The organism is Variovorax paradoxus, from assembly GCF_029919115.1.
Taxonomy (GTDB): domain Bacteria; phylum Pseudomonadota; class Gammaproteobacteria; order Burkholderiales; family Burkholderiaceae_C; genus Variovorax; species Variovorax paradoxus_O.
This window is the reverse complement of sequence record NZ_CP123990.1, coordinates 2,174,307-2,199,786: the sequence shown is the minus strand read 5'-3', so window position 1 is coordinate 2,199,786 and position 25,480 is coordinate 2,174,307. Positions and strand designations below refer to the sequence as shown.

25 protein-coding genes are annotated in these 25,480 nt (G+C 65.4%); 16 read left to right on the top strand and 9 right to left on the bottom strand.

All coding sequences use genetic code 11. The features are described 5' to 3' along the window. Positions 1–6 precede the first annotated feature (6 nt). From QHG62_RS10725 to QHG62_RS10710, 4 genes are read right to left on the bottom strand one after another with little or no spacing between them, the layout of a single operon-like run. Complete coding sequence (locus QHG62_RS10725) at positions 7–534, bottom strand: carboxymuconolactone decarboxylase family protein (RefSeq protein WP_281151579.1); 528 nt, start codon at positions 532–534, stop codon at positions 7–9. Beyond that, the gene (locus tag QHG62_RS10720) at positions 534–1,490 is read right to left on the bottom strand and encodes a Bug family tripartite tricarboxylate transporter substrate binding protein (RefSeq protein WP_281150841.1); all 957 of its coding nucleotides are present in this window, start codon (positions 1,488–1,490) and stop codon (positions 534–536) included. The genes QHG62_RS10725 and QHG62_RS10720 overlap by 1 nt, the downstream gene beginning before the upstream one ends. Before the next feature lie 44 nt (positions 1,491–1,534). Further along, a complete protein-coding gene (locus QHG62_RS10715; protein ID WP_281150840.1) occupies positions 1,535–2,335 on the bottom strand; it encodes an SDR family NAD(P)-dependent oxidoreductase in 801 nt (266 codons plus the stop codon). Then, positions 2,332–3,171, bottom strand: coding sequence for an amidohydrolase family protein (locus QHG62_RS10710; RefSeq protein ID WP_281150839.1), 840 nt, complete (start codon positions 3,169–3,171; stop codon positions 2,332–2,334). The genes QHG62_RS10715 and QHG62_RS10710 overlap by 4 nt, the downstream gene beginning before the upstream one ends. Before the next feature lie 70 nt (positions 3,172–3,241). On the opposite strand from QHG62_RS10710, the gene QHG62_RS10705 reads away from it, so the two are divergent. The 3 genes from QHG62_RS10705 (at position 3,242) to QHG62_RS10695 (ending at position 6,101) form a co-directional block, all read left to right on the top strand. Beyond that, positions 3,242–4,129, top strand: a complete 888-nt coding sequence (locus tag QHG62_RS10705) for a LysR substrate-binding domain-containing protein (protein ID WP_281150838.1) — start codon at positions 3,242–3,244, stop codon at positions 4,127–4,129. A gap of 96 nt (positions 4,130–4,225) precedes the next feature. Further along, positions 4,226–5,080, top strand: coding sequence for an alpha/beta fold hydrolase (locus QHG62_RS10700; RefSeq protein ID WP_281150837.1), 855 nt, complete (start codon positions 4,226–4,228; stop codon positions 5,078–5,080). A 43-nt stretch (positions 5,081–5,123) separates the two neighbouring features. Next, on the top strand, positions 5,124–6,101 hold the full coding sequence (locus QHG62_RS10695; protein ID WP_281150836.1) for a Bug family tripartite tricarboxylate transporter substrate binding protein: 978 nt from the start codon (positions 5,124–5,126) through the stop codon (positions 6,099–6,101). Here QHG62_RS10695 and QHG62_RS10690 read toward each other — a convergent pair. Next, positions 6,098–6,883 carry an IclR family transcriptional regulator gene (locus QHG62_RS10690; RefSeq protein ID WP_281150835.1) on the bottom strand — a complete coding sequence of 262 codons (786 nt, stop codon included), beginning with the start codon at positions 6,881–6,883 and terminating at the stop codon, positions 6,098–6,100. The two genes, QHG62_RS10695 and QHG62_RS10690, sit on opposite strands and share 4 nt — an antisense overlap. Positions 6,884–7,044: 161 nt before the next feature. Here QHG62_RS10690 and QHG62_RS10685 point away from each other — a divergent pair, with 161 nt between their 5' ends. The 5 genes from QHG62_RS10685 to QHG62_RS10665 all read left to right on the top strand — a co-directional run bounded on the left by QHG62_RS10685 (position 7,045) and on the right by QHG62_RS10665 (position 12,815). Beyond that, entirely contained in the window at positions 7,045–8,043 is a 999-nt protein-coding gene (locus QHG62_RS10685) for a tripartite tricarboxylate transporter substrate binding protein (RefSeq protein ID WP_432445597.1), read from the top strand. A 28-nt stretch (positions 8,044–8,071) separates the two neighbouring features. Further along, on the top strand, positions 8,072–8,878 hold the full coding sequence (locus QHG62_RS10680) for an enoyl-CoA hydratase/isomerase family protein (protein WP_281150834.1): 807 nt from the start codon (positions 8,072–8,074) through the stop codon (positions 8,876–8,878). Beyond that, positions 8,875–10,980 (top strand): acetate--CoA ligase family protein, encoded by a 2,106-nt coding sequence (locus QHG62_RS10675; protein WP_281150833.1) that lies wholly within the window; start codon positions 8,875–8,877, stop codon positions 10,978–10,980. The genes QHG62_RS10680 and QHG62_RS10675 overlap by 4 nt, the downstream gene beginning before the upstream one ends. A 1-nt stretch (position 10,981) precedes the next feature. Then, positions 10,982–12,313: an MmgE/PrpD family protein gene (locus QHG62_RS10670; protein WP_281150832.1), complete on the top strand. Its 1,332-nt coding sequence runs from the start codon at positions 10,982–10,984 to the stop codon at positions 12,311–12,313. A gap of 124 nt (positions 12,314–12,437) precedes the next feature. Next, positions 12,438–12,815, top strand: a complete 378-nt coding sequence (locus QHG62_RS10665; RefSeq protein ID WP_281150831.1) for a YbaN family protein — start codon at positions 12,438–12,440, stop codon at positions 12,813–12,815. A gap of 47 nt (positions 12,816–12,862) precedes the next feature. Here QHG62_RS10665 and QHG62_RS10660 read toward each other — a convergent pair whose 3' ends face one another. Next, positions 12,863–14,098, bottom strand: a complete 1,236-nt coding sequence (locus tag QHG62_RS10660; protein ID WP_432445596.1) for an SMP-30/gluconolactonase/LRE family protein — start codon at positions 14,096–14,098, stop codon at positions 12,863–12,865. A 178-nt stretch (positions 14,099–14,276) separates the two neighbouring features. Beyond that, positions 14,277–14,786, bottom strand: coding sequence for a universal stress protein (locus QHG62_RS10655; RefSeq protein WP_281150830.1), 510 nt, complete (start codon positions 14,784–14,786; stop codon positions 14,277–14,279). Between the two features lie 239 nt (positions 14,787–15,025). Between QHG62_RS10655 and msrB the strand changes: the two genes are divergently transcribed. Beyond that, positions 15,026–15,475: a peptide-methionine (R)-S-oxide reductase MsrB gene (gene msrB, locus QHG62_RS10650; RefSeq protein WP_281150829.1), complete on the top strand. Its 450-nt coding sequence runs from the start codon at positions 15,026–15,028 to the stop codon at positions 15,473–15,475. Then, the gene (gene msrA, locus QHG62_RS10645) at positions 15,472–15,981 is read left to right on the top strand and encodes a peptide-methionine (S)-S-oxide reductase MsrA (protein WP_281150828.1); all 510 of its coding nucleotides are present in this window, start codon (positions 15,472–15,474) and stop codon (positions 15,979–15,981) included. The genes msrB and msrA overlap by 4 nt, the downstream gene beginning before the upstream one ends. Before the next feature lie 25 nt (positions 15,982–16,006). Here the strand turns inward: msrA and QHG62_RS10640 are convergent, their stop codons facing one another. Further along, positions 16,007–17,119, bottom strand: a complete 1,113-nt coding sequence (locus tag QHG62_RS10640) for a tannase/feruloyl esterase family alpha/beta hydrolase (RefSeq protein WP_281150827.1) — start codon at positions 17,117–17,119, stop codon at positions 16,007–16,009. A 128-nt stretch (positions 17,120–17,247) separates the two neighbouring features. Here QHG62_RS10640 and QHG62_RS10635 point away from each other — a divergent pair, with 128 nt between their 5' ends. The 6 genes from QHG62_RS10635 to QHG62_RS10610 all read left to right on the top strand — a co-directional run bounded on the left by QHG62_RS10635 (position 17,248) and on the right by QHG62_RS10610 (position 24,946). Then, positions 17,248–17,634 (top strand): tripartite tricarboxylate transporter TctB family protein, encoded by a 387-nt coding sequence (locus QHG62_RS10635; protein WP_281150826.1) that lies wholly within the window; start codon positions 17,248–17,250, stop codon positions 17,632–17,634. Between the two features lie 13 nt (positions 17,635–17,647). After that, positions 17,648–19,171 carry a tripartite tricarboxylate transporter permease gene (locus QHG62_RS10630; RefSeq protein ID WP_281150825.1) on the top strand — a complete coding sequence of 508 codons (1,524 nt, stop codon included), beginning with the start codon at positions 17,648–17,650 and terminating at the stop codon, positions 19,169–19,171. Between the two features lie 57 nt (positions 19,172–19,228). Continuing rightward, complete coding sequence (locus QHG62_RS10625) at positions 19,229–19,906, top strand: glutathione S-transferase family protein (RefSeq protein ID WP_281150824.1); 678 nt, start codon at positions 19,229–19,231, stop codon at positions 19,904–19,906. 82 nt (positions 19,907–19,988) lie between these two features. Continuing rightward, positions 19,989–21,074: an alpha/beta fold hydrolase gene (locus QHG62_RS10620; RefSeq protein ID WP_281150823.1), complete on the top strand. Its 1,086-nt coding sequence runs from the start codon at positions 19,989–19,991 to the stop codon at positions 21,072–21,074. 60 nt (positions 21,075–21,134) lie between these two features. Further along, positions 21,135–22,286, top strand: a complete 1,152-nt coding sequence (locus QHG62_RS10615) for a metallophosphoesterase family protein (protein ID WP_281150822.1) — start codon at positions 21,135–21,137, stop codon at positions 22,284–22,286. After that, positions 22,283–24,946: an AAA family ATPase gene (locus tag QHG62_RS10610; RefSeq protein ID WP_281150821.1), complete on the top strand. Its 2,664-nt coding sequence runs from the start codon at positions 22,283–22,285 to the stop codon at positions 24,944–24,946. The genes QHG62_RS10615 and QHG62_RS10610 overlap by 4 nt, the downstream gene beginning before the upstream one ends. Positions 24,947–25,030: 84 nt before the next feature. Here QHG62_RS10610 and QHG62_RS10605 read toward each other — a convergent pair whose 3' ends face one another. After that, a complete protein-coding gene (locus tag QHG62_RS10605; protein WP_281150820.1) occupies positions 25,031–25,405 on the bottom strand; it encodes a winged helix-turn-helix transcriptional regulator in 375 nt (124 codons plus the stop codon). Positions 25,406–25,480 lie beyond the last annotated feature (75 nt).

The window sequence follows — 25,480 nt, the reverse complement described above, 5'->3', positions numbered from 1 at the left end:
CTCTCCTCAGTGCGCGACATTGAGCGCCACAAGCAGGCGCGACACCATGTTGTACGCGGCAACGGTGGCAACCACCTCGACCACGCCCTTCGGGTCGAAATGCTGCTGGACCCTGGCCATGAGCGCATCGGGCACCTTGATGTCGCGGGTCATCGCATCGGTCAGCTCAAGAGCAAGGCGTTCAAGAGGCGCAAATACGTCTGCAATCGAAGCGTCTCGGACGGCGTCGATCTTCTCCATGCTGAGGCCCGCCTTCTGCGCATGAGGCACGTGGGCGTCGAACTCGAAGCTGGCGCCGTTGAGTACCGCCACGCGAAGAATCATCAGCTCGCGAAGATCGGCGGGCACGCCGGTCTGGTTGCGAACCGCGGTAAGCATGCGTTCCCAGCCGGATGCGATCGGCCCGCTGTTGAGCAGCACCTGATAGAGCAGCGACACGCGGCCGCGCTCGGCCATGATTCGGGCTTCGACTTCGGCCAGTTCAGGCCGCGTGCCTGGCTGAACGAGAGGAACACGAATGGAGGTGTTAGTCATCATTCGGCCTTGATGTTCTTGGCGCGCACCAGCTTCGCCCATTTGTCGGAATCCTGCTTCTGGATGGCCGCCAGTTCCTGGGGAGTCGATCCGACGGGCTCCGTACCTGTCTTCAGCAGCTTCTCTCGCACGGCAGGCTCGGCCAAGGTGTTGCGCACCGCCTTGTTGAGCGCCGCAATCATGTCCGGCGGCGTCTTGGCCGGGGCAAAAAGGGCGTACCAGTTGTTGGTGTCCACGCCGCGGATGCCTTGCTCCTCGAGCGTCTTCACGTCAGGCAGGGAAGGGTGGCGCTTGCTCGATGCAACGCCGAGCGCCTTGAGCCTGCCGCCTTGCAGATGCCCGAGCAGGCCCGGCACGTCGCCGAAGAAACCGCTGACCTGCCCGCCCATGAGGTCGGCGATCGCGGGCGCGGCACCCTTGTAGGGTATGTGGAGCAGCTTGGCGCCGGTCGAGTCGGCCAGCTGCTCGATGGCCAGGTGAGGAATGCTTCCCGTGCCCGACGAGCCCATCGGCGTCGGGTCGGCCTTTTTCTTGGTTGCCGCGACAAATTCCGCCGCGTCCCTGGCCGGGTTGCCTTGCTGCGCGACCAGCAGCTCGACGTTGTTGACGACCAGGGAGACCGGCGCAAAGTCGCGCTGCATGTCGTAGGGGAGCTTGTCGTAGAGCGAAGAGTTGATGGCCGCCGCCCCGACGCTGGTGAACCACAGCGTTCCGCCGTCGGGGGCCGACTTCATGACATCGACCGCGCCGATCGCGCCATTGGCTCCGGGCTTGTTGTCGATGATGACCGTGCGCCCCAGCTCTTTGCCCAATTGCTCGGACATGGCGCGCGCGACGGCGTCGACTGGACCTCCGGAAGTGAACGAGACGACGATCCGCGTCGTCTTGGGTTGGGCGTGGGCGGTGGCCGCCAGGGCGGCGGAAAGAGCGACGGTGAGCAGATACCGTTTGACCATTGTGAATGTCTCTCTTCGTTCTGTTGGGTTGGCTGCTTGATCGTTCAGTCGCAGCGCGCCGTCATGCCGCCGTCCACGACGAGCTCGGTGCCCGTGATGAACCGGGCCTCGTCGCTGGCGAGATACAGCACCGCACTGGCGGTGTCGCGGCCGTCGCCCATGAAGCCGATCGGAATGCGCTTCTGGCGCTGGGCCAGAAGGGCTTCGACGTCGCCGCCCGCACGCTGCTTGGCCAGACGGGTCTCGACCATCGGCGTATGCAGCTGGCCGGGCACGACGCAGTTGACGCGCACGCCTTGCGCGGCATGCTGCACCGCCACCACCCGCGAGAGATGAATCACCCCGGCCTTGGTGGCGGCGTACGCGACCTGCGCGCTCCCGGTCCACCGCAGGCCCGAGGTGGACGCGATGTTGACGATGGCGCCGGCCCCTTTGGCAAGCAGGGTCGGCAGCACATGCTTGCAGGTGAGGAACACGCTCTTCAGGTTGATGTCGACCTGCGAGTCCCACACCTCTTCGGAGAGCTCGACGGGGCCCCCGGCAGCGGAGCCGCCGACGTTGTTGACCAGGATGTCGATGGTCCCGTAAGTCTTCACGCATGCCGCAGCCATGGCGGCAACGCTCTCGCTGCTGGTCACGTCGCACACCCAGGGCGTGATGGAGTCGCGCGCTTCGCCGGCCAGTTCAAGCGTTTCGTCCAGCCGCGCGCGGTCGCGGTCGACCGCCAGCACCTTGGCGCCTTCCTCCGCGAGCCGCACCGCAATGGCACGGCCGTTGCCCCAGCCGGCGCCAACGCATCCGGCGCCCGTGACTATTGCAATCTTGTCCTTGAAGCGAAGGCTCATGTGTTGTCTCCGAATTGATAAAGGCGTTCAGGGTTGTGCACCAGCAGCGCGTCGCGCGCGGACGGCGTGGGCGCGATCTTTGCGATGAGATCGACCAGTTGCTGCTCGTCGGGTACCGGCCCTGCGTGGTTGGGATGCGGCCAGTCGTTGCCCCAGACCACCCGGCTGCCGAACTCCGCAACCAGCATCCGCGCGAACGGTTGGGCATCGGCATAAGGCGGACCTAGCCGCGTGATGCGGTCCATGCCGCTCACCTTGACCCAGAAGCGCTCATCGGCCATGAGCTTCAGCAAGGCCTGGAAATAGGGCTGGTTCACGCCGAGCGCCGCGTCGATGCGGCCGATATGGTCCATCACCACGGGCGTGGGGCAGCGCCGCAATGCCGGTCCGAGCTCAGTCAGCAAAGCAGGGTCGCCGTGAATCTGCAGGTGCCAGCCGAGCGACGCGAACCGGCCCGCCAGGGACAACACATCTTCAATGGGCGTGTGCCGTCCGAGGTGCCCCATGAAGTTGAAACGGACACCGCGAAAGCCCGCTGCATCGAGACGTTTCAGCTCGGCGTCCTCAACGTCGGTCGGCAGCAGCGCGATGCCGCGATAGCTCGCCGGGCGGGAGGCGACGGCATCTTCGGTCGCGCGGTTGTCAAAGCCGTGGCAGGCCGACTGCACGACCACGCAGCGTTCCAGGCCGAGGCTGTCGTTCAGCGCATACAACTGCTCCTTGGGAGCATCTTCCTTCGGAACGAAGGTCGCATCGGGTGCGTAGGGAAAGCGCGCACGTGGCCCGAAGACATGGCAGTGGGCGTTGCACGCGCGCGGGGGCAGGGTGGTTGTCATGGCGCCAGTGTCGCGAAGCCACTGCGCCCTCGTAAGGACATTGCTTCTATATCAGCTATGCTGATTGGCTATGGAACTTCGCCAGCTGCTCTACTTCGTGACCGTGGCGGACGCGGGCAGTTTCAGCCGCGGCGCCGCAGAACTGAACCTTGCGCAGCCCAGCCTCAGCAGGCAAATTGCATTGCTGGAAGCCGATCTCGGGCAGCGCCTGCTTGTAAGAACCGGGCGCGGCGTGTCCCCCACCGAAGCGGGCGATGCCTTGCTCGTCCATGCGCGGGCAATGCTCGACATTTCGCGGCGAGCGCGAGACGAGCTTCAGGAAATGGATGAAAGCCCCGGCGGCCGGATCATCGTGGGAATGCCGCCGCGGGTGGCACTGGGTCTGAGCACACCGCTGGTCCAGAGGTTTCGCGAACGGTTTCCGCGCGCGGTGATTACGGTGCTCGAAGGGTTGAGCGTCGCGCTTCGGGAGTCGCTCCTCGCGGGCAAGCTCGACCTGGCACTTCTCTTCGACCCGGCAACGTCGCCGCAGCTCGCGTTCCAGCCGCTGATGCGCGAAAAGCTCCTGCTGGTTGCGCCGCCCAAGAGCAAGCTGCCGCCGCGGGTCGGCCTGGCCGCGCTTGCCAACTACCCGATGGTGCTGCCGAGTGCCCCCAACGCAATCCGGCATCTGCTCGACTCGGTGCTTGGTTCACGCGGCATCCAGCTGAAGGTGCTCGCCGAGGTGGGCGCGGTTCGTACCGTCATCTCCCTCGTGCAAACGGGCGTGGGCTGCACCGTGCTTCCCGAGAGCGCGCTGGGCTCGCCTGGCGACGAACTGCTGCCCCGTGCGCCCATCGGGCCACCAGCGATCTGGAATGCGCTGGTACTCGCCACTCCCAAGGCGCGCCCCGCAACCCGGCTCACCCGAGGGACAGCGCAACTGCTGCAGGAACTGGACTTTCGCCAGCGCTATTGACCAGAAGAGACGGAGAGAGGGGCATAGCCGCCAGGCATAGCTGATATAGGTTCCATGCCCTTACCGGTGATGGCAGTGCCGGGGAAACTCGCCTCCATGTCCACCGAAACCCAAACAAATCCGGCGCGTACGGCGCCACTGCAGCGCAAGCTCATCGCGTATCGCTCGCCCCCTTCGGGTGCAGAGGTGCAGATCGAATTCAGCGACGAAGGCCGAGGCCCGGTCATCTGCATTCTTCCGTCGCTTGCACGCTCGGGACGTGACTACGACGAAGTCGCCGCCAAGCTGGCAGCCGCGGGGTTCCGCGTGTTGCGCCCCGACCCTCGAGGCGTGGGCTCAAGCCGCGGCCCCATGGAGAACTTGGACCTTCACGACTTTGCCCGCGACGTCGCCGCGGTGCTCGACCATGAGGCAACCGGCCGCATCGTCGTCGTGGGGCATGCGTGGGGCAGCCAGCCGGCGCGCACCCTCGCGGCCGATCGTCCCGACCTGGTGCGCGGCATCGTCATGGCCGCGGCCTCCGCGGGAAAGCTTTCTCCGGGGTCCACCGAAAAGCCGTATAGCCGGCTTCGTGACGAGATCGACGGAGCCGGCGACCTGAGCCTTCCAATCGAACGGCGGCTGGAATGCCTTCGCAAGGCTTTCTTTGCACCGGGCCATGACCCGGCCGTATGGCTCGATGGCTGGTATCCCGCGGCACACCAGGCACAGGGCAGGGCGCGCGAGATGACGCCGGTCGATGACTATTTCTCTGGCGGTGACAGCGTGCCCATCCTGGACCTGCAGGCTGAGCACGATGCCGTGGTGATCCCGAATGTCATGAAGCCATATCTGGGCGACCGGGTCACTGTGCAGGTCATTCGCGATGCGGGGCATGCCATGGCCCCAGAACAACCGCAGGCGATGAGCGACGCCATCGCGGTCTTTGCCCGCGCGATCTATTCCGCGTGACGCCCTATCTGTTCAAGGCCATACAAATCCAAGGAGACGCTCCATGTTCAAGAAAACTGCTTCGTTCGCAAAATTCGTGTTGCTGGGCGCCGCCTTCGCAGGTGCCCAGCTATGTGCGGCAAGCGAATACCCGAACAAGCCCATCAAGATGGTCATTCCCTACACGCCGGGCGGATCGATCGATACGGTGGGACGCATGGTTGCCGACCAGTTGCAGAGGCAGTTGGGCCAGCCCATCGTCATCGAGAACCTGCCCGGCGCCTCGGGTGTGCTCGGTTCGTTGAATGTCAAGAAGGCCAAGGCCGACGGCTATACCTTGCTGTTCAACGCATCGAGCCAGGTCTACATGCCCCTCGTGGTGGCAAAGAAGACCTACGACGCGGAGCAGGACTTCACGCCTGTCGGGCAGATCGGCTATGTGCCCCTTCTCGTGGCGGTAAACAACGATGTTCCCGCAAAGAACCTCGGCGAGTTTGCCGCGCTGGTCAGGGCCAACCCCGGCAAATACACCTGGGCGACCTCGGGCCTGGGAACGACCAGCCACCTGAGCGAGGAAATGATCAACCGGGCGCTGAAGCTCAACATGGAAATCATCGCCTACAAAGGCGCGATTCCGCAGTTGACGGACGTGGTTGGTGGCCACGTGTCGGCGGCGGTTTCGCCGATGCCCGGCGTGCGCTCGTTCGTGCAGGGCGCACGCTTGCGTGCGATAGCCATTACCAGCAAGACCCGCGTTGCCAGCATGCCAGACGTACCCACCGTGGCCGAGAGCGGCATTCCTGGTTTCGAACTTCTCTCCTGGTATGGCATCTGGGGGCCGGCAGGCATGCCAGAGGCCGTGACGAACCGGCTCAATTCAGAAATTGCCAAGGCGGTCGACACTCCCGCGCTCAAGGCCAAGTTCACGGAGCTTTCCTTCGTTCCCGCCAAGTCGAATCCCGAGCAGTTCAGGAAGCTCATTCGCGAGGACCTTTCGAAGATAGGCCAGGCGGTGAAGGAAGCCAACATCAGGATCGATTAGCAGGAACTAGCGAGCGCGGCCTTCACATCCGCCGAAAGCGCGAGCAGCGGGCCTGCGAGCATCGCCTCGGCCTCGGCAATATCGGCCTTTGTGGTGATGCTCACGTTCAGCACGTAGACAGGCCGGCCTTCCGCCACGAGCGGCGTGGCAAGGGCAACCACCTCCGGTTGCCAGGCCGCCGCGCAAAAGCCGCGCTCGGCCACGCTTCGGGCCGCGCTCCGGATCTCGTCGCGAATCCGGTTCCAACCGCTTTCGCGCCTTTCGCGGAACTGCGCCATGAGGGCACGCCGCCTGGGCTCTTCGGCGACCGCCAGGTAAGCCCGGCCGAGCGACGTGAGCTCCATTGGCACCCGCTGGCCCGCAACCACGTTGCGCAGTGAAACCTTGCGGTTGTAGCGCACCGATTCGAGGTAGACCATCTCGTCGCGGTCCGCGACAGCCAGGCCGACGTTGATGCGAAGCTTTTCCGCCAGGTTCCGCATCAGCGGAGCAACCGTGTTCAACACCGGGGAGCCGGCCCGCATGGCGTGGGCAAAGCTCAGTACCGGCGCCGCAAGCCGGTAGGCCCGAAGGGTGCGGTCGTGCTCGAGCATTCCGGACTCGACCAGCGTCTGGGTCAGGCGGCTCACGGTAGCGCGCGAAAGCCCGGTGCGCTCGGCGATGTCTCCGTTTCCCAGCAGATCGGCACCGGGCCTGAAGGCCCGAAGGATCTCGATTCCGCGCTCCAGCGAGCGGTTGAGCGTCGGCTCTTCGAAATGTTGGCGTCTGGCGAGCGTGGGCACGAGTTTCAGGACTGAAGGAAAGGGCTCCAGTTTAATTCCACTGCTTGGAAATAGGGGGCTGCGCGAGACGCATTGAAAACCTAAGCTCGATGCACTCGATGAGAAGACCGATCCGCCATCGATCCTGCTTCTTTCCGCCCTTATTCCAATTGGAGACAACCATGCAAAAACGCCTGCTCTGGGCACGCCTCAGGACCGCCCTGGTTCTTTTCTCGACCGCAGCGGCAGCCGCGACTGTTTCGATGGCGGCGCTCGCAGCCTTTCCCGACAAGCCCGTCAAGATCGTCGTGCCGTTCGCACCCGGCGGCGGCACCGACCTTGTCGCACGGACCATGGGCATTGCGATGGGCCAGGAGCTGGGCCAGCCCATCATCATCGACAACAAGCCTGGCGCCGGCACGATCATCGGAACGGACGCGGTGGCAAAGGCACCGCCCGACGGCTACACGCTGGTGATGGCCACCGTGGCGCATGTGGTGAACCCCAGCATCCAGAGCAAGCTGCCCTATGACCATGAGAAGGCCTTTGCACCGGTCATGCTCGTCGGGGTGTCGCCGAACGTGCTGGTGGTGCGGGCGGAAAGCCCGCTCAAGTCGGTGCAGGACGTCATCAACGCCGCCAAGGCGAACCCGGGAAAGCTGTCGTTCGCATCGCAAGGCGCGGGAACCTCGGCGCACCTTGCCGGCGAACTGTTCAGGAACCTGACGAAGACGAACATCACCCACATTCCCTACCGCGGTGCCGGTCCGGCCATGAACGATTTGATGGGCGGCCAGGTGGATGTCATGTTCGCAACCGCCGCGGCGGTGGGCACCTTCATCGAAAACGGCAAGCTGCGCGCGCTCGCGGTAACCACGGCCACGCGATCACCGGCCCATGCCCTTGCCAAGGTGCCGACGATTGCCGAAAGCGGCGTACCCGGCTACGTGGCCGACAGTTGGTACGGCCTGTATGCGCCGGCAGGCACTCCCGCAGATGTCGTCGCGCGCCTGAACGCTGCGGCCAGGAAGGCCGTGCAGACGGAGGCCTTTCGCAAGCGCGTGGAAGGAGAGGGCCTTGTGATCAACGCGGGCTCGCCGGCGGACTTCGACAAGTACGCCAAGGGCGAGGAAGCGCGCTGGCGCAAGGTCGTCAAGGAAAACAACATCACCAACGAATGAATGAACAAACGAATGGAGGAACGGCGAAATGACTGATGAACAACTGATCGAGCTCGAAGTTGCAGCCGGCATCGCCACCCTGTGGCTGAACCGGCCCGAAAAGCGCAATGCCATGAGCGACGATATGCGGACGCAATTCATCGCGGCGCTGGAGCATGTGGCCAACGACAAGTCGATTCGCGCGCTGGTGCTCACGGGGCGCGGCAAGGGCTTTTGCGCCGGCGGAGACGTTGCCGGCATGGAGCGGCGCATGCAGGCTCCGGCGGGCGAGGTCGGCTTCAATGGCTGGAGCCGCCAGCAGCGCGTGCACCACACCCAGTCGCTGCTGCACACCATGCCCAAGCCGACGATCGCTGCGGTCAATGGTGCGGCATCGGGCCTGGGGGCGGACACGGCGCTGGCGTGCGATTTCATCATCGCTTCCGATGCGGCAAGCTTCACGTGGTCGTACATCAATCGCGGCATCGTTCCCGATGGCGGCGGCATGTACTTCCTGCCGCGCCGGGTCGGCCTCTCGAAAGCCAAGGAGCTGATCTTCAGCGGCCGGAAGGTCGAACTCGAAGAGGCCATCGGCCTCGGCATTGCCGATCGCCAGACGAGTGCCGAAACACTCGTTGCCGATGCGCAGCGCTGGGCGGCCGAGATGAGCAAGGGATCGGCCACCGCGCTGGCCCTTGGAAAGACGATCCTCAACCAGAGCTTCGAACTCTCCGCGCACCAGGTGTTTGCACAGGGAAGCCAGGCGCAGGGCATTTGCTACACCAGCACAGAGCACCGCGAATCGGTGATGGCCTTCCTGGCCAGGAGCAGTGCAAAGAACGGGATGACGAAATGACTGAGATGAACGCCATCGCCAGGCTGCTCCAGCCGCGCAGCGTTGCGGTGATCGGCGCATCGGCGGATGCGGCCAAGACCGCCGGCCGGCCCGTGGCCTATTTGCGCAAGCACGGATTCACGGGCGAGATCTACCCGGTCAATCCGCGCGTCGACTCCGTCGGCGGCCTGGCCTGCTACCCGGACATCGCCTCGATTCCCGGCACACCCGATGTGGGCATCGTGCTGCTGGGCGCGGAGCGGGCGCATCAGGCTGTGCGCGAACTCGCGGCCAAGGGCACGGCCGCGGCCATCGTGCTTGCCAGCGGCTACACGGAAACCGGAGAGGAGGGCGCACGGCGCCAGCAGCAACTCATCGAGGCGGCGGGCGGAATGCGCATCCTCGGTCCCAACACCATCGGACTGGTCAATCTGACCGACAACATCGTGCTTTCTGCCAGCGGCGCACTCGAGATGGACCACTTTCCGGTCGGCGGCATCGGCGTGGTCTCGCAAAGCGGAGGCATTCTGGGTGCGCTGCTTTCGCGTGCTGCGGCTCGCGGCATCGGCTTGTCGAAGTTGATCTCGACCAGCAATGAAGTCGATCTGGACCTGGCCGATTTTGTCGACTACCTGGCCGACGACCCGGGCACGAAAGTCATTGCCCTGTACGTGGAGAGCGTCCGCAACGCCGAGAAATTTCGGGCCGCTGCATTGAAGGCGGCTCGCGCGGGCAAACCGGTGGTGGCATTCAAGATCGGCCGTTCCGAGGCCGGTGCCAAGGCTGCCGTGTCGCATACCGGCGCACTGGCGGGCGCCGACAGCATGTACGACGCTTTGTTCAGGCAGGTTGGCGTGATTCGCGCCCAGACCTTCGGCGACCTGCTCGACATTCCGGTCGCACTGGCCACGGGCCGCAAGCTGCGCGGCAAGCGTGTGGCCATCCTGACCTCGACCGGCGGAGCGGGAACCCTGGTTTCGGACGACCTGGGCATGCGAGGATTCGAGACGCCCGCGCCGGACGCCGCAACGGCCGAGGCCCTGCGCGCATTGCAGAGCGGCGACCACGCCGTGCTCGACCGCAACCCCATCGATGTGACCCTGGCCGGCCTGCAACCCGACCTGCTGCGCGGCGCCATCAACGTTCTGCTCAAGAGCCCGAGCTACGACGCGCTGGCGATCATCGTCGGCTCCTCCAGCCTGGCCATGCCGGAGCTGATGGCGGGTGCCATCCAGGACTGCCTGCTCAATTCGGACAAGCCGGTGATCGCCTACGTGAGCCCGCACGCACCCGAAGTGGCCGCCTTGCTCACGCAGCGCGGCGTGCCGGCATTTGCAGCTGCCGAAAGCTGCACCAGCGCGCTGGGCGCCATGCTGAATGCCGGCAGCTGGCAAGAGCCGAAGCTGCCCAGCGAGCCTGCGGCCGACGTGCGCATCGACGATCTGCCGGAGGGCTCCCTCGACGAAGCAGAAGCCAAGCAGCTGTTCACCCGTTTTGGCATGCCCTGCGCGCGCGAGCGGGTCGTGACCATGCCGGGGGAGGCCGAAAGCGCGGTCCGCGAACTGGGCGGACGCGTCGTGCTCAAAATTCTTTCGGCCGAGATCACGCACAAGAGCGACGTCGGCGGCGTTGCCGTGAACATGACGGCCGAGACGGTGGGCGCGCGCCTGCTGGTGATGGCCTCCGAGGTCGAGAGCAAGACTGGCGTGCGGCCCCAGCGCTTCCTGGTGCAGGAAATGGTCGGCGGCGGCACCGAGCTGATCCTGGGCGTGCACCACGACGCCCTGGGCACGGCCATTCTGCTGGGCATGGGCGGCATCACCGCCGAGCTGTTCAAGGACACCGCGATGCGGCTGCTTCCTGCTCAAGGGGGCCTCGGCCGCGAGGAGGCGCTTTCGATGGCGCGCGAGCTGAAGACATGGCCCTTGCTCGACGGCTTTCGCGGCCGCCCCAAGGCCGATGTCGACGCGCTGGTCGATGCGATCGTCGCCTTCTCGCAAATGGCGGCCCAGCTCGGCAACCGCTTGCTCGAAGCGGAGATCAACCCGATCTTCGTGCTGCCGCAGGGGCAGGGCGTGTGCGCCGCCGACGGGGTGGTGGTGCTCGCGTCTTCGGAGAGTTGATATGCACGCGACAGAAATATTTGCCCGCTACGCAGCCGATTTCCATCGGCAGCCGCTGCCTCCCGAGGTCATCCATCACGCCAAGCGCGCAGTGATCGATTGGTACGCCTCCGTGTTCCCCGGCCTGGCGGCTGCACCTGTTCGGCAGCTCGAAGAAGTCCTGGCCGATGACCTCGGCTGCGGCCGGGCTTCGCTCATTCTCGGCCGGCCGGCGACAGCGCGCGCGGCGGCGCTCATCAACGGAACGGCTGCCCATGCGGCAGAAGTGGACGACAGTTTTCGCGAGGCCATGTACCACCCAGGCGCCGCGACCATTGCGGCCGCCCTGGCCGCCGGCCAGGATGCGGGCGCCAGCGGGATCGAGTTCTTGCGTGGTGTCGTCCTGGGGTATGAAGTGTCGACGCGCATCGGTGTCGTCATGGGCCGCGCGCACTACAAGTATTGGCACAGCACCGGCACCATCGGCAGCTTTGGCGCCGCGGCCGCCGCCGGTTGCCTGATGTCGCTCGACGAAGCGGCCTTTGCGCACGCGCTGGCAACGGCCGCCACTTTCACTGCCGGCCTGCAACAGGCGTTCCGCATGGACTCGATGTCCAAGCCGCTGCATGCGGGCCGGGCCGCGGAGGCGGGGGTGCTCGCGGCGCAGCTTGCGGCGCGGGGCGTGACCGGCTCGCTCGACGTATTGGACGGAGAAATCGGCCTGGGCCAAGCCATGAGCAGCGGCCCGGATTGGTCGCAGGCCGGCGCGACGCTGGGGCGGGACTTTCACATCACGCGGCTGACCTTCAAGAACCACATCGGCTGCGGCCACACCTTTGCCGCTATCGACGGCGCGCTGGAACTGAAGCAGCGTTATGGCCTGGAAGCCGCCGATATAGAGCGCGTGCAGGTGGCAACTTACCGCCCCGCGCTCGACATCGCCTGCTATACGCATCCGGCCACGGCCAACGAAGCGCGCTTCAGCCTCGCCTACGTTGTGGCGACGGCCTTGGCGCATGGCAGCGTGCGCCTGGCGGCGTACGAGCCGACCCGGCTGGCGGACCCGGGGACGCGCGCGCTGATGGAGCGCATGGACCTGGCCGTCGACCCGGAACTGGACGCGGCCTTTCCGGGACAGCGCGCCGCGCGCGTTGTCATCCACACCCGCGACGGGCGCCGTCTCGAACATCTTCAGCCCAACCGCAAGGGCGACCCCGAGCAGGCGTTGACCGACGGCGAACTGGAGGGCAAGTTTCTCGAACTGGCGTCGCCCGTGATCGGGAGCGAACGTGCTGGCGCGCTGCTCGCACGCATCTGGGCGCTGGATACCAGTGCAGCGCTGCCTGCCGCCTGAGTTGGGCCGGCGCCCTTTTCAGCTGGGCGTCGCAGCTCAGGCCGGCCTTTCCATCGGCCGTGGCCTACCATCGGCCGATGCTGCAACCCTCGCTTTCGTCAGAGCAACCCAGAGGACGCGCCCGTTGAAGCGGCTCGGCGCTTCGGTCGCGAAACTGCTCTGGCGTGTGCTGGCGCTGTTGCTGGTAGCTCTCGGCCTGCTCGGCGTCTTTCTGCCCGTTCTGCCCACGGTGCCTTTTCTGCTTGCCGCCGCCTGGGCCGGCGGACACGGCTGGCCGGCCTTGGAGCAGTGGCTTGTCGGGCACCCGCGCTACGGCAAGTACATCCGGCAATGGCGGGAGGGAGGCTTCGTGCCGCGGCGCGCAAAGTGGGCCGCAAGCTGGATGATGATCTTCAGTTCAGCCGTGCTGCTGGCAACCAACGCCCCCATTGCCGCGAAGATCGGCGCGCCGCTCTTCATGGCCGCGGTCGCCATCTGGCTGTGGATGCGGCCCGAGCCGTGATCCGCTGCTGAGCAGGGAACAGCTGGTGCCGCAGCTGCTCGCAGGCGCTAACCCGGTGCCGCGCCCTGCGTTGCGGTGTAGACGGCATACAGCGACTGGCTGGCCGCCATGAACAGGCGGTTGCGCTTGGGCCCGCCAAAGCAGATGTTGCCGCAGACCTCCGGCAGCCGGATGCGCCCGATGAGGCGGCCTTGCGGCGTCCATACCGTAACGCCGCTGTAACCCACGCTGCGGCCTGCATTGCTGGAGCACCACAGGTTGCCGTCGACATCGGCGCGCACGCCGTCGGGCGCGCACTTCACGCCGTCGATCATGAAGTTGCTGAAGAGCTTGCCGTTGCTGAGCTTGTTGTCCGAGCCGACATCGAACACATACATGTCGCCCTTGCCGCCGGCAATGGTGTCGCCCGGCCCCTGCCCGGTGCTGACGACGTAGAGCTTCTTGAAGTCGGGCGAAAAACACAGGCCGTTCGGATCCGGCACCAGGTCTTCGCCGGCCACCTGGGTGAGCGTGCCGCTCTTGTCCAGACGGTACACAGCGGTAGGCAGCTCGCGCTTGTACGAGCCGATCTCGGGCGGCTGCCCCAGCCTCGGATTCAGCCGGCCCGCCTTGTTGGCGGGCCCGCCCGGGGCATCGACCGCGCCCTCGTAGAGCTGGGCGCCGTAGGGCGGGTCGGTAAACCAGTAGCTGCCGTCGGGATGCGGGACGATGTCGTTCGGAGAATTGAGCTGCTTGCCGTTGAAGCTCGACGCGAGCACGCTCACCGAGCCGTCGAGCTCGTAGCGCACCACGCGCCGCGTCAGGTGCTCGCAGGACAGCTGCCTTCCCTGGTAGTCGAAGGAGTTGCCGTTGCTGTTGTTGGAAGGCGAGCGAAACACGCTCACGTGGCCGTCGTCCTCGCTCCAGCGCAGTTGCCGGTTGTTCGGAATGTCGCTCCACACCAGAAAGCGGCCGACCGAATTCCACGCCGGTCCTTCAGACCACAGCGCGCCGGTCCACAGCCGCTGGATGGCGGCATTGGGCTGGCGCAGGCCGTCGAAGGCCGGATCGACCGTGAGCACATCGGGATCGGTGAAGTACGTGGTCGGGGCGCCGCCCGGGCCAAAGTCGCGCGGCGGCTGGGTGATGGTGCTCGGCGGAGTAGCCGGTTTGCCGGACGCGGATTGCGCGTACGTCCACTGCGGAAAGACGAACGAGGCGCCGACCGCGGCTCCTACGCCCCCAAGAAGCTTTCGGCGTAGTACCGAACTATTCAATCCCGGATCGATTTTTTCCTGTGCCACGAATCACTCCATGAAAACGACGGAAGAAGCTGCAGACATCGAGACCGCAAAACCGGTCGCATGCTACGCGCTTCTCCTGCGCCGCACCAGATTGCGCCGATGCTGCATGAGCTGCATCGTGTTCGATGTTGCGCAAGGTTCGTATCGATCAGGAGCGATGGTCGATCGGCTGTGGGCTCTACTGGCTTGCGACGAAGCCGCTCGGCATTTCGAAACGCGCGGCCTCGGCCCTGGCATGCGCTTCAGGCGCGCGAACCAGCAGCACCGGAATGCTGGCGTGCCGCAGGATGAGTTCGGCGCTGCTGCCCATCACCATGCGCCCCAGGCCCCGGCGTCCGTGCGTTCCCAGCACGATCAGGTCCGCCGGCCAGGATGCGGCCTCTTGCGTGACGCGGTCGGGTACGGCGCCGCGAAAGGTGTCGCGCAGCACCGAGTCGGCTTCCACGCCTTCTGCAGCGGCCCTGGCCATGCCTTCTTCGAGCAGGCGGGTGCCCGCGGCGCGCAGTTCGTGCAGCCAGTCGCCTGTTTGCCCCGAATAGGCGTCCATGGCCAAGGCGAACGAGAGCTCGTCGATCACGTGGATGAGCCGCAGCCGCCCTTGCGTGAGCCTGGCAAGGCGAATCGCTTCGCCCAAGCCATGGCTGGATGTAGAGCTTCCATCGACAGGAACAAGAATTCGCTGGTACATGGTGTCCTCGCTGGCAGTGGTCCGAAGGCCAGTATCCCGGGCCGCACACGGCGGCACTTGATATCGATCAACCCAGCGCGATCTCGGCCGGCTGGGCTTTCCTGGGCAGAGCAACCGGTCGATCCGCCGAAGGACACACTCGCTTGCAGGGCTTGTCAATTGCGAGAAGATCCCAAGATCATTGGCTCCCGCCCATACTTGTCCCGCCCCCTATAGTGGCCTTCTTTGGAGAAAACCGAATGCCCGACTACCGCAAGACGCCCGAAGCCGTTGCCGCACTGTCACCGGAACAGTTCCGCGTGACGCAGGAAAGTGCAACCGAACGACCCGGAACCGGCGAATACCTGGAAAACAAGGAGCCCGGTATCTACGTCGACATCGTTTCGGGCGAACCCTTGTTCGCATCGTCCGACAAGTACGACTCCGGCTGCGGATGGCCAAGCTTCACCAAGCCCATCGAGCCGGCGCACATCAACGAGCTGCGCGACACCACGCACGGAATGGTGCGCATCGAAGTGCGCTCGGCGCACGGCGACAGCCACCTGGGCCATGTTTTTCCGGACGGCCCCAGGGACCGGGGCGGCCTGCGCTACTGCATCAACTCGGCATCGCTGCGCTTCATCCATCGCGACGACATGGCCGCGCAGGGCTATGGCGACTACCTGAACCAGGTGGAGGACATCAAGTGAACAACGAACGCGCAATCCTCGCAGGCGGCTGCTTCTGGGGCATGCAAGACCTGATCCGCCGCTACGACGGCGTTGTTTCCACGCGCGTGGGCTACACGGGCGGCGACGTTCCGAACGCCACCTACCGCAACCACGGCACGCATGCGGAAGCGATCGAGATCGTTTTCGATCCCGCCAAGATCAGCTACCGCAAGCTGCTCGAGTTCTTCTTTCAGATTCATGACCCGACCACGCTCAACCGCCAGGGCAACGACATGGGCCTTAGCTACCGGTCGGCCATTTTCTTCACCAGCGAAGAGCAGAAGCGCATTGCCGAAGACACGATTGCCGATGTGAATGCATCGGGCATCTGGCCCGGCAAGGTGGTGACCGAGGTTGCGGCGGCGGGGCCTTTCTGGGAGGCGGAGCCGGAGCACCAGGACTACCTGGAGCGCATTCCCAATGGGTACACCTGCCACTTCGTTAGGCCTGACTGGAAGCTTCCGGTGCGCGCCGGCGCAACGTAGACGGCGTCTCCTCGATAAGCCTGCTTCAAGGAGCCCGGCACTGATAGTTCGACGCCTGCGTGCGGTCACCGCCGACGTAGCGTGGGTAGCCGGGATGGCGGCACATGGGACGCGAGGCTTGCAGCCCGAACGCCGGAAGCGGGGCCTTCACAACCTGCACCAGGGCATTCGCAGGTGCATCGCCGGCGCTCACCCATCGGTCCAACGGGTCGAGCAGGTCCACCATCGTCGGCACTGCAGACCCACGGGCAACTCCGCGCGAGTTGCCGGAATGCGTTGAGCCGGGCGAAACGTAGAGCCGTACCGACTTTTCGGCTGCCGCGGCACCCAACCGCGCCACGAGCGCTTCGTGATACTGAAGGCCCATGAGTGCGCTCTGCGCGCGATCGGCGGCGTTTTCGCGCAGGATGCGCTTGCCGCCGCGCGCAAAGAATGCCGACAGGTCCGGGTTCGTGGAGTCGATCAGTGCCGAGGTCTTTTGCACCCGGTCGCGAAAATCTTCTGGACGATAGCTGCGCACGTCGTAGTTCCTGTCCCGCGCAATTGCATGGCGGATGCAGTTGCTTCCATAGATCCACTGGGTGGATTTGTGCGCGGCATCGGGCGGCGACGCAGGCGCCGCCGTACCGGTAACCCAGCGCACCAAGTTGAGGGCAGAGGGCCCGTCGAGGCTGTCTTCGTGGCCGTACAGCCATGGCGGATACGCCGTGAGGCCATTGGGCACCTGATTGCGCGCGAAGGCATGGAACAGGCCGGTCCAGTTGATGACGGGAACGATGCTGACGATGCCGTCATAGTCCGCCGGAAACCGCTGCGCCATCGTCAGCCCTTCACGTCCACCCTCGGAGCCGCCGAAGTAATACATGCGCTGGGGTGTCCGGGCGTAATACGCGCGCATGACGTTCACGGCCACGTCTTTCACTTTCTTGCAGGAGGCGAAAGCAAAGTTCTCGAGCATCTCGTCGTTCAGCGCGAAGGCGCCGCTTACCTTGCAGAACTGGGGCAGGGGGCATGAACGCGCCGCATTGAAGGGGTCAACAACGCTGAATGCTCCACGGGCGTTCCGAGGCGCCGGCGTCCAGATACGTAATTCCCCTCGCATCGGCGTCAGATTGCGATCAGTTCGACGCAAGAGCATTCGAACGTCCGGAGCCCAGTCCGGATGGAGACAAGCCGGGCCGTATTCACCCGCGCCGGCTGCGTTCGACAAACCCTCTACATCGAGAACGTATGAGAAACAGAAATCTTGCCAGGGGACTCTTCCTCATGGCAATTGCGCTGGCCTTCGGCCTCACGGCGCTTCGCTATCCCATTGGAGACCTGAGCCGCGCGGGGCCGGGCCTGTTCCCCGTGATGGTGAGCAGCCTGCTGCTGCTGATCGGCCTTTCGACGGTGGTCCGGTCGTTCTTCGTCGAGCCGGTGCGGCTGGACCTTCACTTCAAGAACATCGCGCTCATCCTGGGCAGCCTTTGCGGCTTTGCATTGATCTCGATGTATCTGGACATGGCCGTGGGCATTGTCTTCATGGTGTTCTGCTCGGCCTTTGCCGGCAGCTCCAACTCGTGGCTGCGCAACGTCAAGATTTCTGCCGGGCTGATTGCCATGGCCTTTGCGCTTCAGAAGCTCCTCGGCTTGAACCTGCCGCTTTTTTGAGGCTACCAACATCATGGAAGTCCTGCACAACCTGGCGTTCGGTTTTTCGCACGCCCTCACATGGCAGAACCTGCTGTTCTGCGCCATCGGCTGCACGGTGGGAACACTGGTCGGCCTGCTGCCGGGCCTTGGCCCGTTGGCAACCATCAGCCTGCTGCTGCCGCTGACCTATTCGATTCCCACGACCGGCGCGCTCATCATGCTGGCCGGCATTTACTACGGTGCGCAATACGGCGACAGCGTGAGCGCCATCACCATGAAGATTCCGCACGCGAGCAGCATCGTGGCGTGCATCGACGGGTATGCGATGACGCTGAAAGGGCAGACCGGACTGGCGCTCTTCACGGCCGGTTTCTCCAGCTTCATCGGCGGCACAGTGGCCATTCTGGTTCTGTCGTTCTTCGCACCCATGCTCGGCGAGGTCGCCTTTCTGTTCGGCCCCGCGGACTATGTAGCAATGATGCTGGTGGGCTTTGTGTGCGTGAGCTTCGTGACCACCGGCAGCCTGCTGAACGGCCTGGCCATGTGCATGATTGGCGTGCTGCTGGGAACGATTGGCACCGACGTGAACAGCGGCATGGCGCGCTTCACGCTCGACATGCCTTTCTTGACCGACGGCGTTGGCATCGTGAGCATTGCGCTGGGTTGTTTCGGCATTGCAGAGATCACCAAGAATCTCGATTCGCGGGAAGAGCGCTCGCCCTTCAACGGCAAGATCAACCTGATTCCCACCTGGGCGGAATTCAAGCGGATCATTCCCAGCGCGCTGCGCGGCAGCGTGGTTGGCTCGTTGCTGGGCATCTTGCCCGGCGGCGGCCCGACCATCGCGCAGTTTGCGGCCTATGCGCTGGACAAGAAGGTGAGCAAGTACAAGCATGAAATCGGCTCCGGCTGCATCGAGGGTGTGGCCGGCCAGGCCGCGGCCGATGAAGCGGCCGCGCGCACCAGCTTCATTCCGCTGATGAGCATCGGCATTCCGGAGAATGCGGTCATGGCGCTGATGCTGGCGGCCTTCATCATCAAGGGCATCCAGCCGGGGCCCAACATGATCGGCGCGCACCCCGAGCTGTTCTGGGGCCTGGTGGCCAGCATGTGGATCGGCAATGTGTTCCTGCTGGTGCTGAACGTGCCGCTGGTGCGCTACTGGCTTTCGGTGTTCAAGATTCCATACAGCGTGCTGTTTCCGTCGATCCTGTTCTTCTGCTGCATTGGCACCTACAGCGTCAACAACAACCTCGAAGACGTCTTCATCACGTCGGCCTTCGGCTTCATGGGGTACATGTTCATGCGGCTCGAACTGGACGCCGCGCCACTCATGCTCGGATTCATCCTCGGCCCGATGCTGGAAGAAAATTTCCGCCGGGCGATGTTGCTGAGCCGCGGAAGCTTCAATGTGTTCGTCAACAGGCCCATCAGCGGCACGCTCATGGCGATGATTGCCGTTTTCACCGTCTGGCAGGTTGTGGCCTTCTTCATCAAGGCACAAAAGAAGAATGCAGGCACGGGTGTGGTGCATGGGGTGTTGGCGGAGGAGTGAATCGGCCGGAGCGAGATGGGCACCGGGCAAGGGCGCTTGGTACGATTCCGACCGAACATGATCACCCTTCACCACTGCGTCAGCGCACGCTCGTTCCGGCCTCTCTGGATGCTTGAGGAAATCGGGCTTTCCTACCAACTCGAGATGCTGCCGTTTCCGCCGCGCGTGCTGTCGCGGCCGTACCTGGAGGTCAACCCGCTCGGCACGGTGCCGATGCTGTCCGATGGCGCCATGCGAATGACCGAGTCGGCCGCAATCTGCCAGTACCTGGCCGCGCGGTTCTCGGCGGGACAACTGGACGTAGGTCCCGGTGAACCAGACTTCGGGCCGTACCTCAACTATCTTCATTTCGGTGAGGCGACGCTGACCTTTCCGCAGACCCTCGTGTTGCGGTATGCGCATTTCGAGCAGGGGGAGCGAAAGCAGCCGCAGGTGGCCGACGACTATGCCAAGTGGTTCCTTGCGCGGTTGCGAACGCTGGAGCCGCTGCTCGCCGAGCGCGACTATCTTTGTGCGGGCCGCTTCACCGCGGCGGACGTGTCCGTGGGCTATGCATTGTTGTTGGCCGAGCACCTGGGCCTGGCGGAGCGCTTCACACCCTCGGTCTCGGCTTACTGGGGTCGGTTGCAGGCGCGCCCGGGCTTCAAGGCTGCGATGGCCGCGCAAGCGAGCGCCGCGAAGGCGCAGGGTGTTTCTTCGACCCCGGCGCCAGACATCAGGCCCGATCGCCCTTGACGGGTAGCGCCGGGCTCTGCTTTCGTGGGGCGGCTGCTTGCAGGTTCGGGTAAATTGCGCTCAAAACCACAGGAGACAAAGCATGCCCACGCGTCCACATTTCAACCCGTTCGGATTGCGGGCTGCCTTGTACTCGTGCCTGGCGATGCTCGCCTTGACCAGCCGGGCCGCAGATTACCCGGCGCCCCAGGAGGGCAGTTGGACCGCGAAGGACTTTCGCTTTCATACCGGGCAAGTCGTGCCTGAACTGCGCCTCAACTACGTTACCGTTGGCGCACCCCGCGGCGAGCCGGTGCTGATCCTGCATGGAACCGCCGGCTCGGCCGCAAGCATGCTCACACCCGCGTTTGCCGGCGAGCTATTCGGCGTGGGCCAGCCGCTGGACGCCACCCGCTACTACATCATCATTCCCGATGGTTTGGGAACGGGCAAGTCGGCCCGCCCCTCCGATGGCCTGCGCGCCAAGTTTCCCCGCTACAACTATGACGACATGGTGGAGGCACAGTACCGGCTTGTCACCGAACACCTGGGCGTCAGGCACCTGCGGGCGATCATCGGCAATTCGATGGGGGGCATGCACGCATGGATGTGGGGCGTGAAGTACCCGAACGCCATGGACGCGCTGGTGCCGATGGCGTGCCAGCCCACCGAAATGTCCAGCCGCAACTGGATGATGCGACGGCTGCTGACGGAGTCCATCCGACGAGATCCGGAGTGGAACAACGGCAACTACACCGCGCAGCCTCGCAGTGCACAGTTTGCCTCCGTGTTCTTCGGCACCGCCACCAGCGGCGGCAATCTGGCGATGTACAAGGCCGCACCCACGCGCGCCCAGGCCGACAAGCTGCTGGAGGGTCGCCTGAGTGCGCCGTTCACTGCAGACGCGAACGACATCCTCTACCAATGGGAAGCGTCCGCCGACTACAACCCGTCCAGTGGCCTGGAGCGCATCGAGGCAGCCGTGCTTGCCGTCAACGCGGCCGACGACGAGCGCAACCCACCTGAGACCGGCATCATGGAACGTGAAATGAAGCGCGTGAAGAATGGCAGCTATCACCTGATTCCGGCCAGCGACAGGACCACTGGACACGGAACCACAGCCCAGGCCATTTGGTGGAAGGCGCAGCTTGCCGAACTGCTGCAAAAGGCGCCAAGACGAGGGCTGTAGAGTCCACACCTGATCGGCTTTCGCCCGTTTTCCGCGGCCCCGATCCGCGCATACGCTTCCATGACACGTTTTCTCCACTCGGCCGACTGGCAGATCGGCCGCCAGTTCGCTACCTTCGATGCCGAGCACGCGCCGATCCTGGCGGAGGCGCGGATCACCGCGGTCGAGCGGCTTGCGGCACTTGCCACCGAGCACGGGGTGGATGCCGTGCTCGTCGCCGGGGACGTCTTCGACATGCAGACTGTTTCCGAGCGCACGCTGCGCCGGCTGTTCAATGCGCTGTCGGGCTACACGGGCCCCTGGCTCATGATTCCGGGCAACCACGACGCCGCCCTGGCGGAAAGCGTCTGGACGCGCGCGCAGCGCCTGGGCGTGGTGCCGCCAAACGTCCATGCGTTGCTGGCTCCCGAGGTGAGCGTGTTCGAGGCGCAAGGCTTTGCAGTGCTGCCCGCGCCGCTTGTGCAGCGCCACACCTACAACGATCTCACGACCTGGTTCGACGCAGCAGAAACGCCCGCGGGCATGTTGCGTATCGGCCTGGCGCACGGCAGCGTGCAGGGCCTGCTGGCGGAAGACATCGATTCCGCCAACCCCATTGCGCCCGACCGGGCAACGAGCGCGCGGCTCGACTATCTTGCGCTTGGCGATTGGCACGGCTGCAAGCGCATCGACGCGCGCACCTGGTACGCGGGCACGCCGGAGCCGGACCGTTTCAAGGACAACGGATCGGGCCAGGCGCTGCTGGTCGACATCGCCGCGCCGGGCGCTGAACCGCAGGTCGCCCCGCTGGCGGTAGGCCGGTTCCGGTGGCGGTCGATCACTGCGACGCTGCAGGTTGCCAGCGACAGCGATGGCTTGATTGCACAACTGGAGCCGCTGGATGTGCACGACGTGGCGGAGCTGCGCGTGCAAGGCCAGGTCGACGTCGCGGGCCTGCAGCGTTTGCAAGAGGCCATCGGCCGTGCGGAGGCTCGGGCGCGGCATTTGCAGGCCGATCTGTCGGCGCTCCGGCTGGTGCCTACCGATGAAGACATTGCCGGGCTGCAGGCCGACGGCTATCTGGGCGAGGTGGTGCAAGAACTGCGCGAAGCGCAGGCCGGCGCCGATCCGCACGAGGCGCGCGTGGCCCAGGACGCGATGGCGCTGCTGGCAGCCGAGCTTGTGCAGCGCGCACCGGCTGTCGTGCCGAAGGAAGAGGGCGCCCGGCCATGAAGCTGCAGATCACTCGCCTGCGCGTGGAGCAGCTGCGGCGCTTTCGCTCACCGCTGGAGCTCGGCGGCTTCGGGCCCGGGCTCAACATCGTGGCCGCGCCCAACGAGGCGGGCAAGAGCTCGCTGGTGCGCGCGATTCGCGCGGCTTTTTTCGAGCGCCACCGCTCCACGGCCGTGGAAGACCTGCGGCCCTGGGGCGAGGGCAGCGGTGCCGCACCGCTGGTCGAGCTCGACTTTTTGATCGACGGCCAGAGCCATCGGCTGGTGAAGAGCTTTCTCGGCAAGAAGCGTTGCACCCTTGCCGTCGGCACGCGCGCCTTCGACGGCACTGATGCCGAAGACCATCTGGCGCAGCTGTTCGGCTTTTCCTTCGCCGGAAAGGGCGCAAGCAAGCCGGAGAACTGGGGCATTCCAGGCCTGCTGTGGGTGGAGCAGGGGCGCGGGCAAGAGCTGGACGTGAGCCATGCCCGCGATCATCTGCACGACGCGCTTCGCGACCCAGCGGGCGATTCGGCTGCGGCGTTGGCAGCGAGCGGCGGCGACGTGATTCTCGACAGCCTGCGGGCCCAGCGCGATGAACTCCTGACTTCGACCACCGGCAAGCCGCGCGCCGCCTATGCGGAAGCCATCGCCCAGGCTGCTGAGTTGCAAGCCGAACTTGGAGCGATCGACACGCAGGTCGCCACCTACCGCCAGCAGGTCGACCAGCTGGCGGACATGCGCCTGCAGCACCGGGCCGACGAGATCGCCCGCCCCTGGGAAGTGCTGCGCGAAGAGCTGGTTGCAACGCAGCGCCGCAACGACGCGTTGCAGGCCAGCCAGGAACAATTGCGCAGCGACCGTGCGCGCCTGCACCAGTTGCACGAAACCCGCGAGCTGCTTGCAAAGGAATTGGCCGGATTGGCACAGCAGCAAGCCGAAGTTCAAACACGCGAGCGTGCCTGCGACCAGACGGCCAGGCAGCTGCAAGACAGCGACGCCGCCGTGGACCACGCGCGCCAGTACGCGGCAGAAGCCCAGCGCCGTGCCGACAGCGCGCGCGCTGCTTGGCGTGCAGCCAGCCACGAGGCCCAGCGCCGCAATCTCGAGCAGTTGCTGCAACAGGCGCAAGCCGATGCAGCGCGGAGCGCCGAAAGCATCGCCCGTGCGGAGGAGGCCCAGGCACGCCTGGCGGCGTTGCAAGCAACCTCGGCTGCGGCACCGAAGATCCGTGCGGCAGACGTCGAACAATTGCAAAAGCTCGAGCGGGCCGAGCGCGATGCCGATCTGCGCCGCCAAGCCGTGGCCACCCGGTTGCAGTTCGTGTTGCCTGAAGGCCAGGCGCTCGAACTACAGGCCCGCAGTGAAACCCATGAGTTGCGCGGGGAGGGCGAACGGCTCATCGACGCAACCGCCACGCTGCATCTTCCGGGGGGCGGGCGGTTGGTCATCACGCCGGGCGGCGACGACCTGGCGGCACTTGCGCGCGCGCACGGCGATGCACGCGATGCGTTGCACTCTGCACTGCGGGCCCATGGCGTAGAGGACATCGCGGAAGCTCGGTCGCGGCTCGGCACGTCGGCCGATCTCGATGCGCAGATCAAGCTTGCGCAGCAGGCGCTGGGCATCGTCGCACCGCGCGGGCCCGACACGCTTCGTGCGGACCTCGTGCAGGCGCAGTCGCGCATGGCCACTGCGCAGGCGGCGCTCGAACGCCTTTCCCCGCAGGCGGCAGAACCGACACTGCCGATCGAGGAGGCCGAAGCCGCGCAGCAGGCCGTGGCAGTGGCCGAGCAGGCCGGGCAGAAGGCGCTCGCCGAAGCGCAGCGCCGCCAGTCGGCGGCACAGGAAGCGAGCGCCTCGGCACAGCGTGAACTCGCCTCCGCGCAGGCCGCGCTTGCGGACCCGAGCCGGCAGCAACGCCATGCGCAGGCCAGCAAGCAATGGCTGGCGGTGGGCGCCGAGGCCGAGGCGCTGACCGCCCGCATCGAGCAGACGAGCGCCGACGTGCAGGCCGCGCGGCCGGACATCGTGCTGCAGGACATCGACAGGCTGCAGCGCAGCATCGAGCAGCTCACGCGCAGCCACCAGCTGCGCCGCGACCAGTTGCTGGTTCTCGAAAACACGCTGCAGCTGGCCGGGGCGCAAGGCCTGGAAGAACAGCGGGAGGCCTTGGCGGGCCAACTTGCGCAGGCGCAGCGCCGGCAGGCCGAACTGCAGCGCCGTGCCGATGCACTCGCGCTGCTGTGCCGCAAGCTGGAGCAGAAACGCCAGGCCACGCTGACGCGGCTGCAGGCACCGCTGCAGGCGCGCATGCAGCACTACCTGCCGTTGCTGATGCCGGGCGCGACCCTGCACATGGACGCCGGGCTCGCGCCCGCCACGCTGACGCGCCCGAACGCCGGGGGCACGGTCGAGAGCGGGCAGTTGCAGGAGCTGAGCTTCGGCGCGCGCGAGCAACTGCGGCTCATCAGCCGCTTCGCGTATGCCGACCTGCTGCAGGAAGCGGGCCGCCCGACGCTGCTGATCCTGGACGATGCGCTGGTGCACAGCGATGCTCCCCGGCTGGCGCAGATGAAGCGCGCCCTGTTCGATGCGGCGCAGCGGCACCAGGTGCTGCTGTTTACCTGCCATCCCGAGCACTGGCGTGACATGGGGGTGGAACTCAGGTCGCTGGGTTGAGCTTGGTGGTGCGACCCAGGGTGGCCTTGCGAATCTGATGCGCGAGTTTCCTGCTGCAAGTCTTCCGTCTTGTTGCAGGCGGCTTCATGCCACGTCTTCGCGGTTGGCGAAGATGCTTGCCACTTCGGCCATGTGCTCGGTGCCCCAGGTGCACAGCGGCACGATCGCGTCGGCCAGGCTGCGGCCGAGCGGGGTCAGTGCGTAGTCCACACGCGGCGGCACCTCCTTGTAGTCGGTCCGCGCGAGCACGCGATCGGCCTCCAGGTCTTTCAGATGCTGGATCAGCACCTTGTCGCTGACGCCCTCGATCAAGCGCTTGAGCTCGCCGTAGCGCCTTGGGCCGTCGCGCAGGAAGAACAGGATCAGCGGTTTCCACTTGCCCGAGATGATGCGCAGCGTGGCGTCGAGCCCGCAGGAGAAGCCGCCGGTACCGCAGGTGGGATGAGAGGGCGTCGTCATTAATTGATACTTACCAAAAAGTGCATACTTGTCCTTAGGTTATCAGAACTCCATACTTGTTCTCAAGCAGTTCCC

Bases quoted from the DNA above. Each gene is read 5' to 3' on its own strand.
- QHG62_RS10680 (WP_281150834.1), top strand. From the start codon at position 8,072: ATGACTGATGAACAACTGATCGAGCTCGAAGTTGCAGCCGGCATCGCC.
- QHG62_RS10705 (WP_281150838.1), top strand. From the start codon at position 3,242: ATGGAACTTCGCCAGCTGCTCTACTTCGTGACCGTGGCGGACGCGGGC.
- QHG62_RS10610 (WP_281150821.1), top strand. From the start codon at position 22,283: ATGAAGCTGCAGATCACTCGCCTGCGCGTGGAGCAGCTGCGGCGCTTT.
- QHG62_RS10700 (WP_281150837.1), top strand. From the start codon at position 4,226: ATGTCCACCGAAACCCAAACAAATCCGGCGCGTACGGCGCCACTGCAG.
- QHG62_RS10715 (WP_281150840.1), bottom strand. From the start codon at position 2,335: ATGAGCCTTCGCTTCAAGGACAAGATTGCAATAGTCACGGGCGCCGGA.
- QHG62_RS10605 (WP_281150820.1), bottom strand. From the start codon at position 25,405: ATGACGACGCCCTCTCATCCCACCTGCGGTACCGGCGGCTTCTCCTGC.
- QHG62_RS10725 (WP_281151579.1), bottom strand. From the start codon at position 534: ATGACTAACACCTCCATTCGTGTTCCTCTCGTTCAGCCAGGCACGCGG.
- QHG62_RS10630 (WP_281150825.1), top strand. From the start codon at position 17,648: ATGGAAGTCCTGCACAACCTGGCGTTCGGTTTTTCGCACGCCCTCACA.
- QHG62_RS10635 (WP_281150826.1), top strand. From the start codon at position 17,248: ATGGCAATTGCGCTGGCCTTCGGCCTCACGGCGCTTCGCTATCCCATT.
- QHG62_RS10670 (WP_281150832.1), top strand. From the start codon at position 10,982: ATGCACGCGACAGAAATATTTGCCCGCTACGCAGCCGATTTCCATCGG.
- QHG62_RS10625 (WP_281150824.1), top strand. From the start codon at position 19,229: ATGATCACCCTTCACCACTGCGTCAGCGCACGCTCGTTCCGGCCTCTC.
- QHG62_RS10685 (WP_432445597.1), top strand. From the start codon at position 7,045: ATGCAAAAACGCCTGCTCTGGGCACGCCTCAGGACCGCCCTGGTTCTT.
- QHG62_RS10615 (WP_281150822.1), top strand. From the start codon at position 21,135: ATGACACGTTTTCTCCACTCGGCCGACTGGCAGATCGGCCGCCAGTTC.
- QHG62_RS10710 (WP_281150839.1), bottom strand. From the start codon at position 3,171: ATGACAACCACCCTGCCCCCGCGCGCGTGCAACGCCCACTGCCATGTC.
- QHG62_RS10675 (WP_281150833.1), top strand. From the start codon at position 8,875: ATGACTGAGATGAACGCCATCGCCAGGCTGCTCCAGCCGCGCAGCGTT.
- QHG62_RS10655 (WP_281150830.1), bottom strand. From the start codon at position 14,786: ATGTACCAGCGAATTCTTGTTCCTGTCGATGGAAGCTCTACATCCAGC.
- QHG62_RS10620 (WP_281150823.1), top strand. From the start codon at position 19,989: ATGCCCACGCGTCCACATTTCAACCCGTTCGGATTGCGGGCTGCCTTG.
- QHG62_RS10695 (WP_281150836.1), top strand. From the start codon at position 5,124: ATGTTCAAGAAAACTGCTTCGTTCGCAAAATTCGTGTTGCTGGGCGCC.
- QHG62_RS10640 (WP_281150827.1), bottom strand. From the start codon at position 17,119: ATGCTCTTGCGTCGAACTGATCGCAATCTGACGCCGATGCGAGGGGAA.
- QHG62_RS10720 (WP_281150841.1), bottom strand. From the start codon at position 1,490: ATGGTCAAACGGTATCTGCTCACCGTCGCTCTTTCCGCCGCCCTGGCG.
- msrB (WP_281150829.1), top strand. From the start codon at position 15,026: ATGCCCGACTACCGCAAGACGCCCGAAGCCGTTGCCGCACTGTCACCG.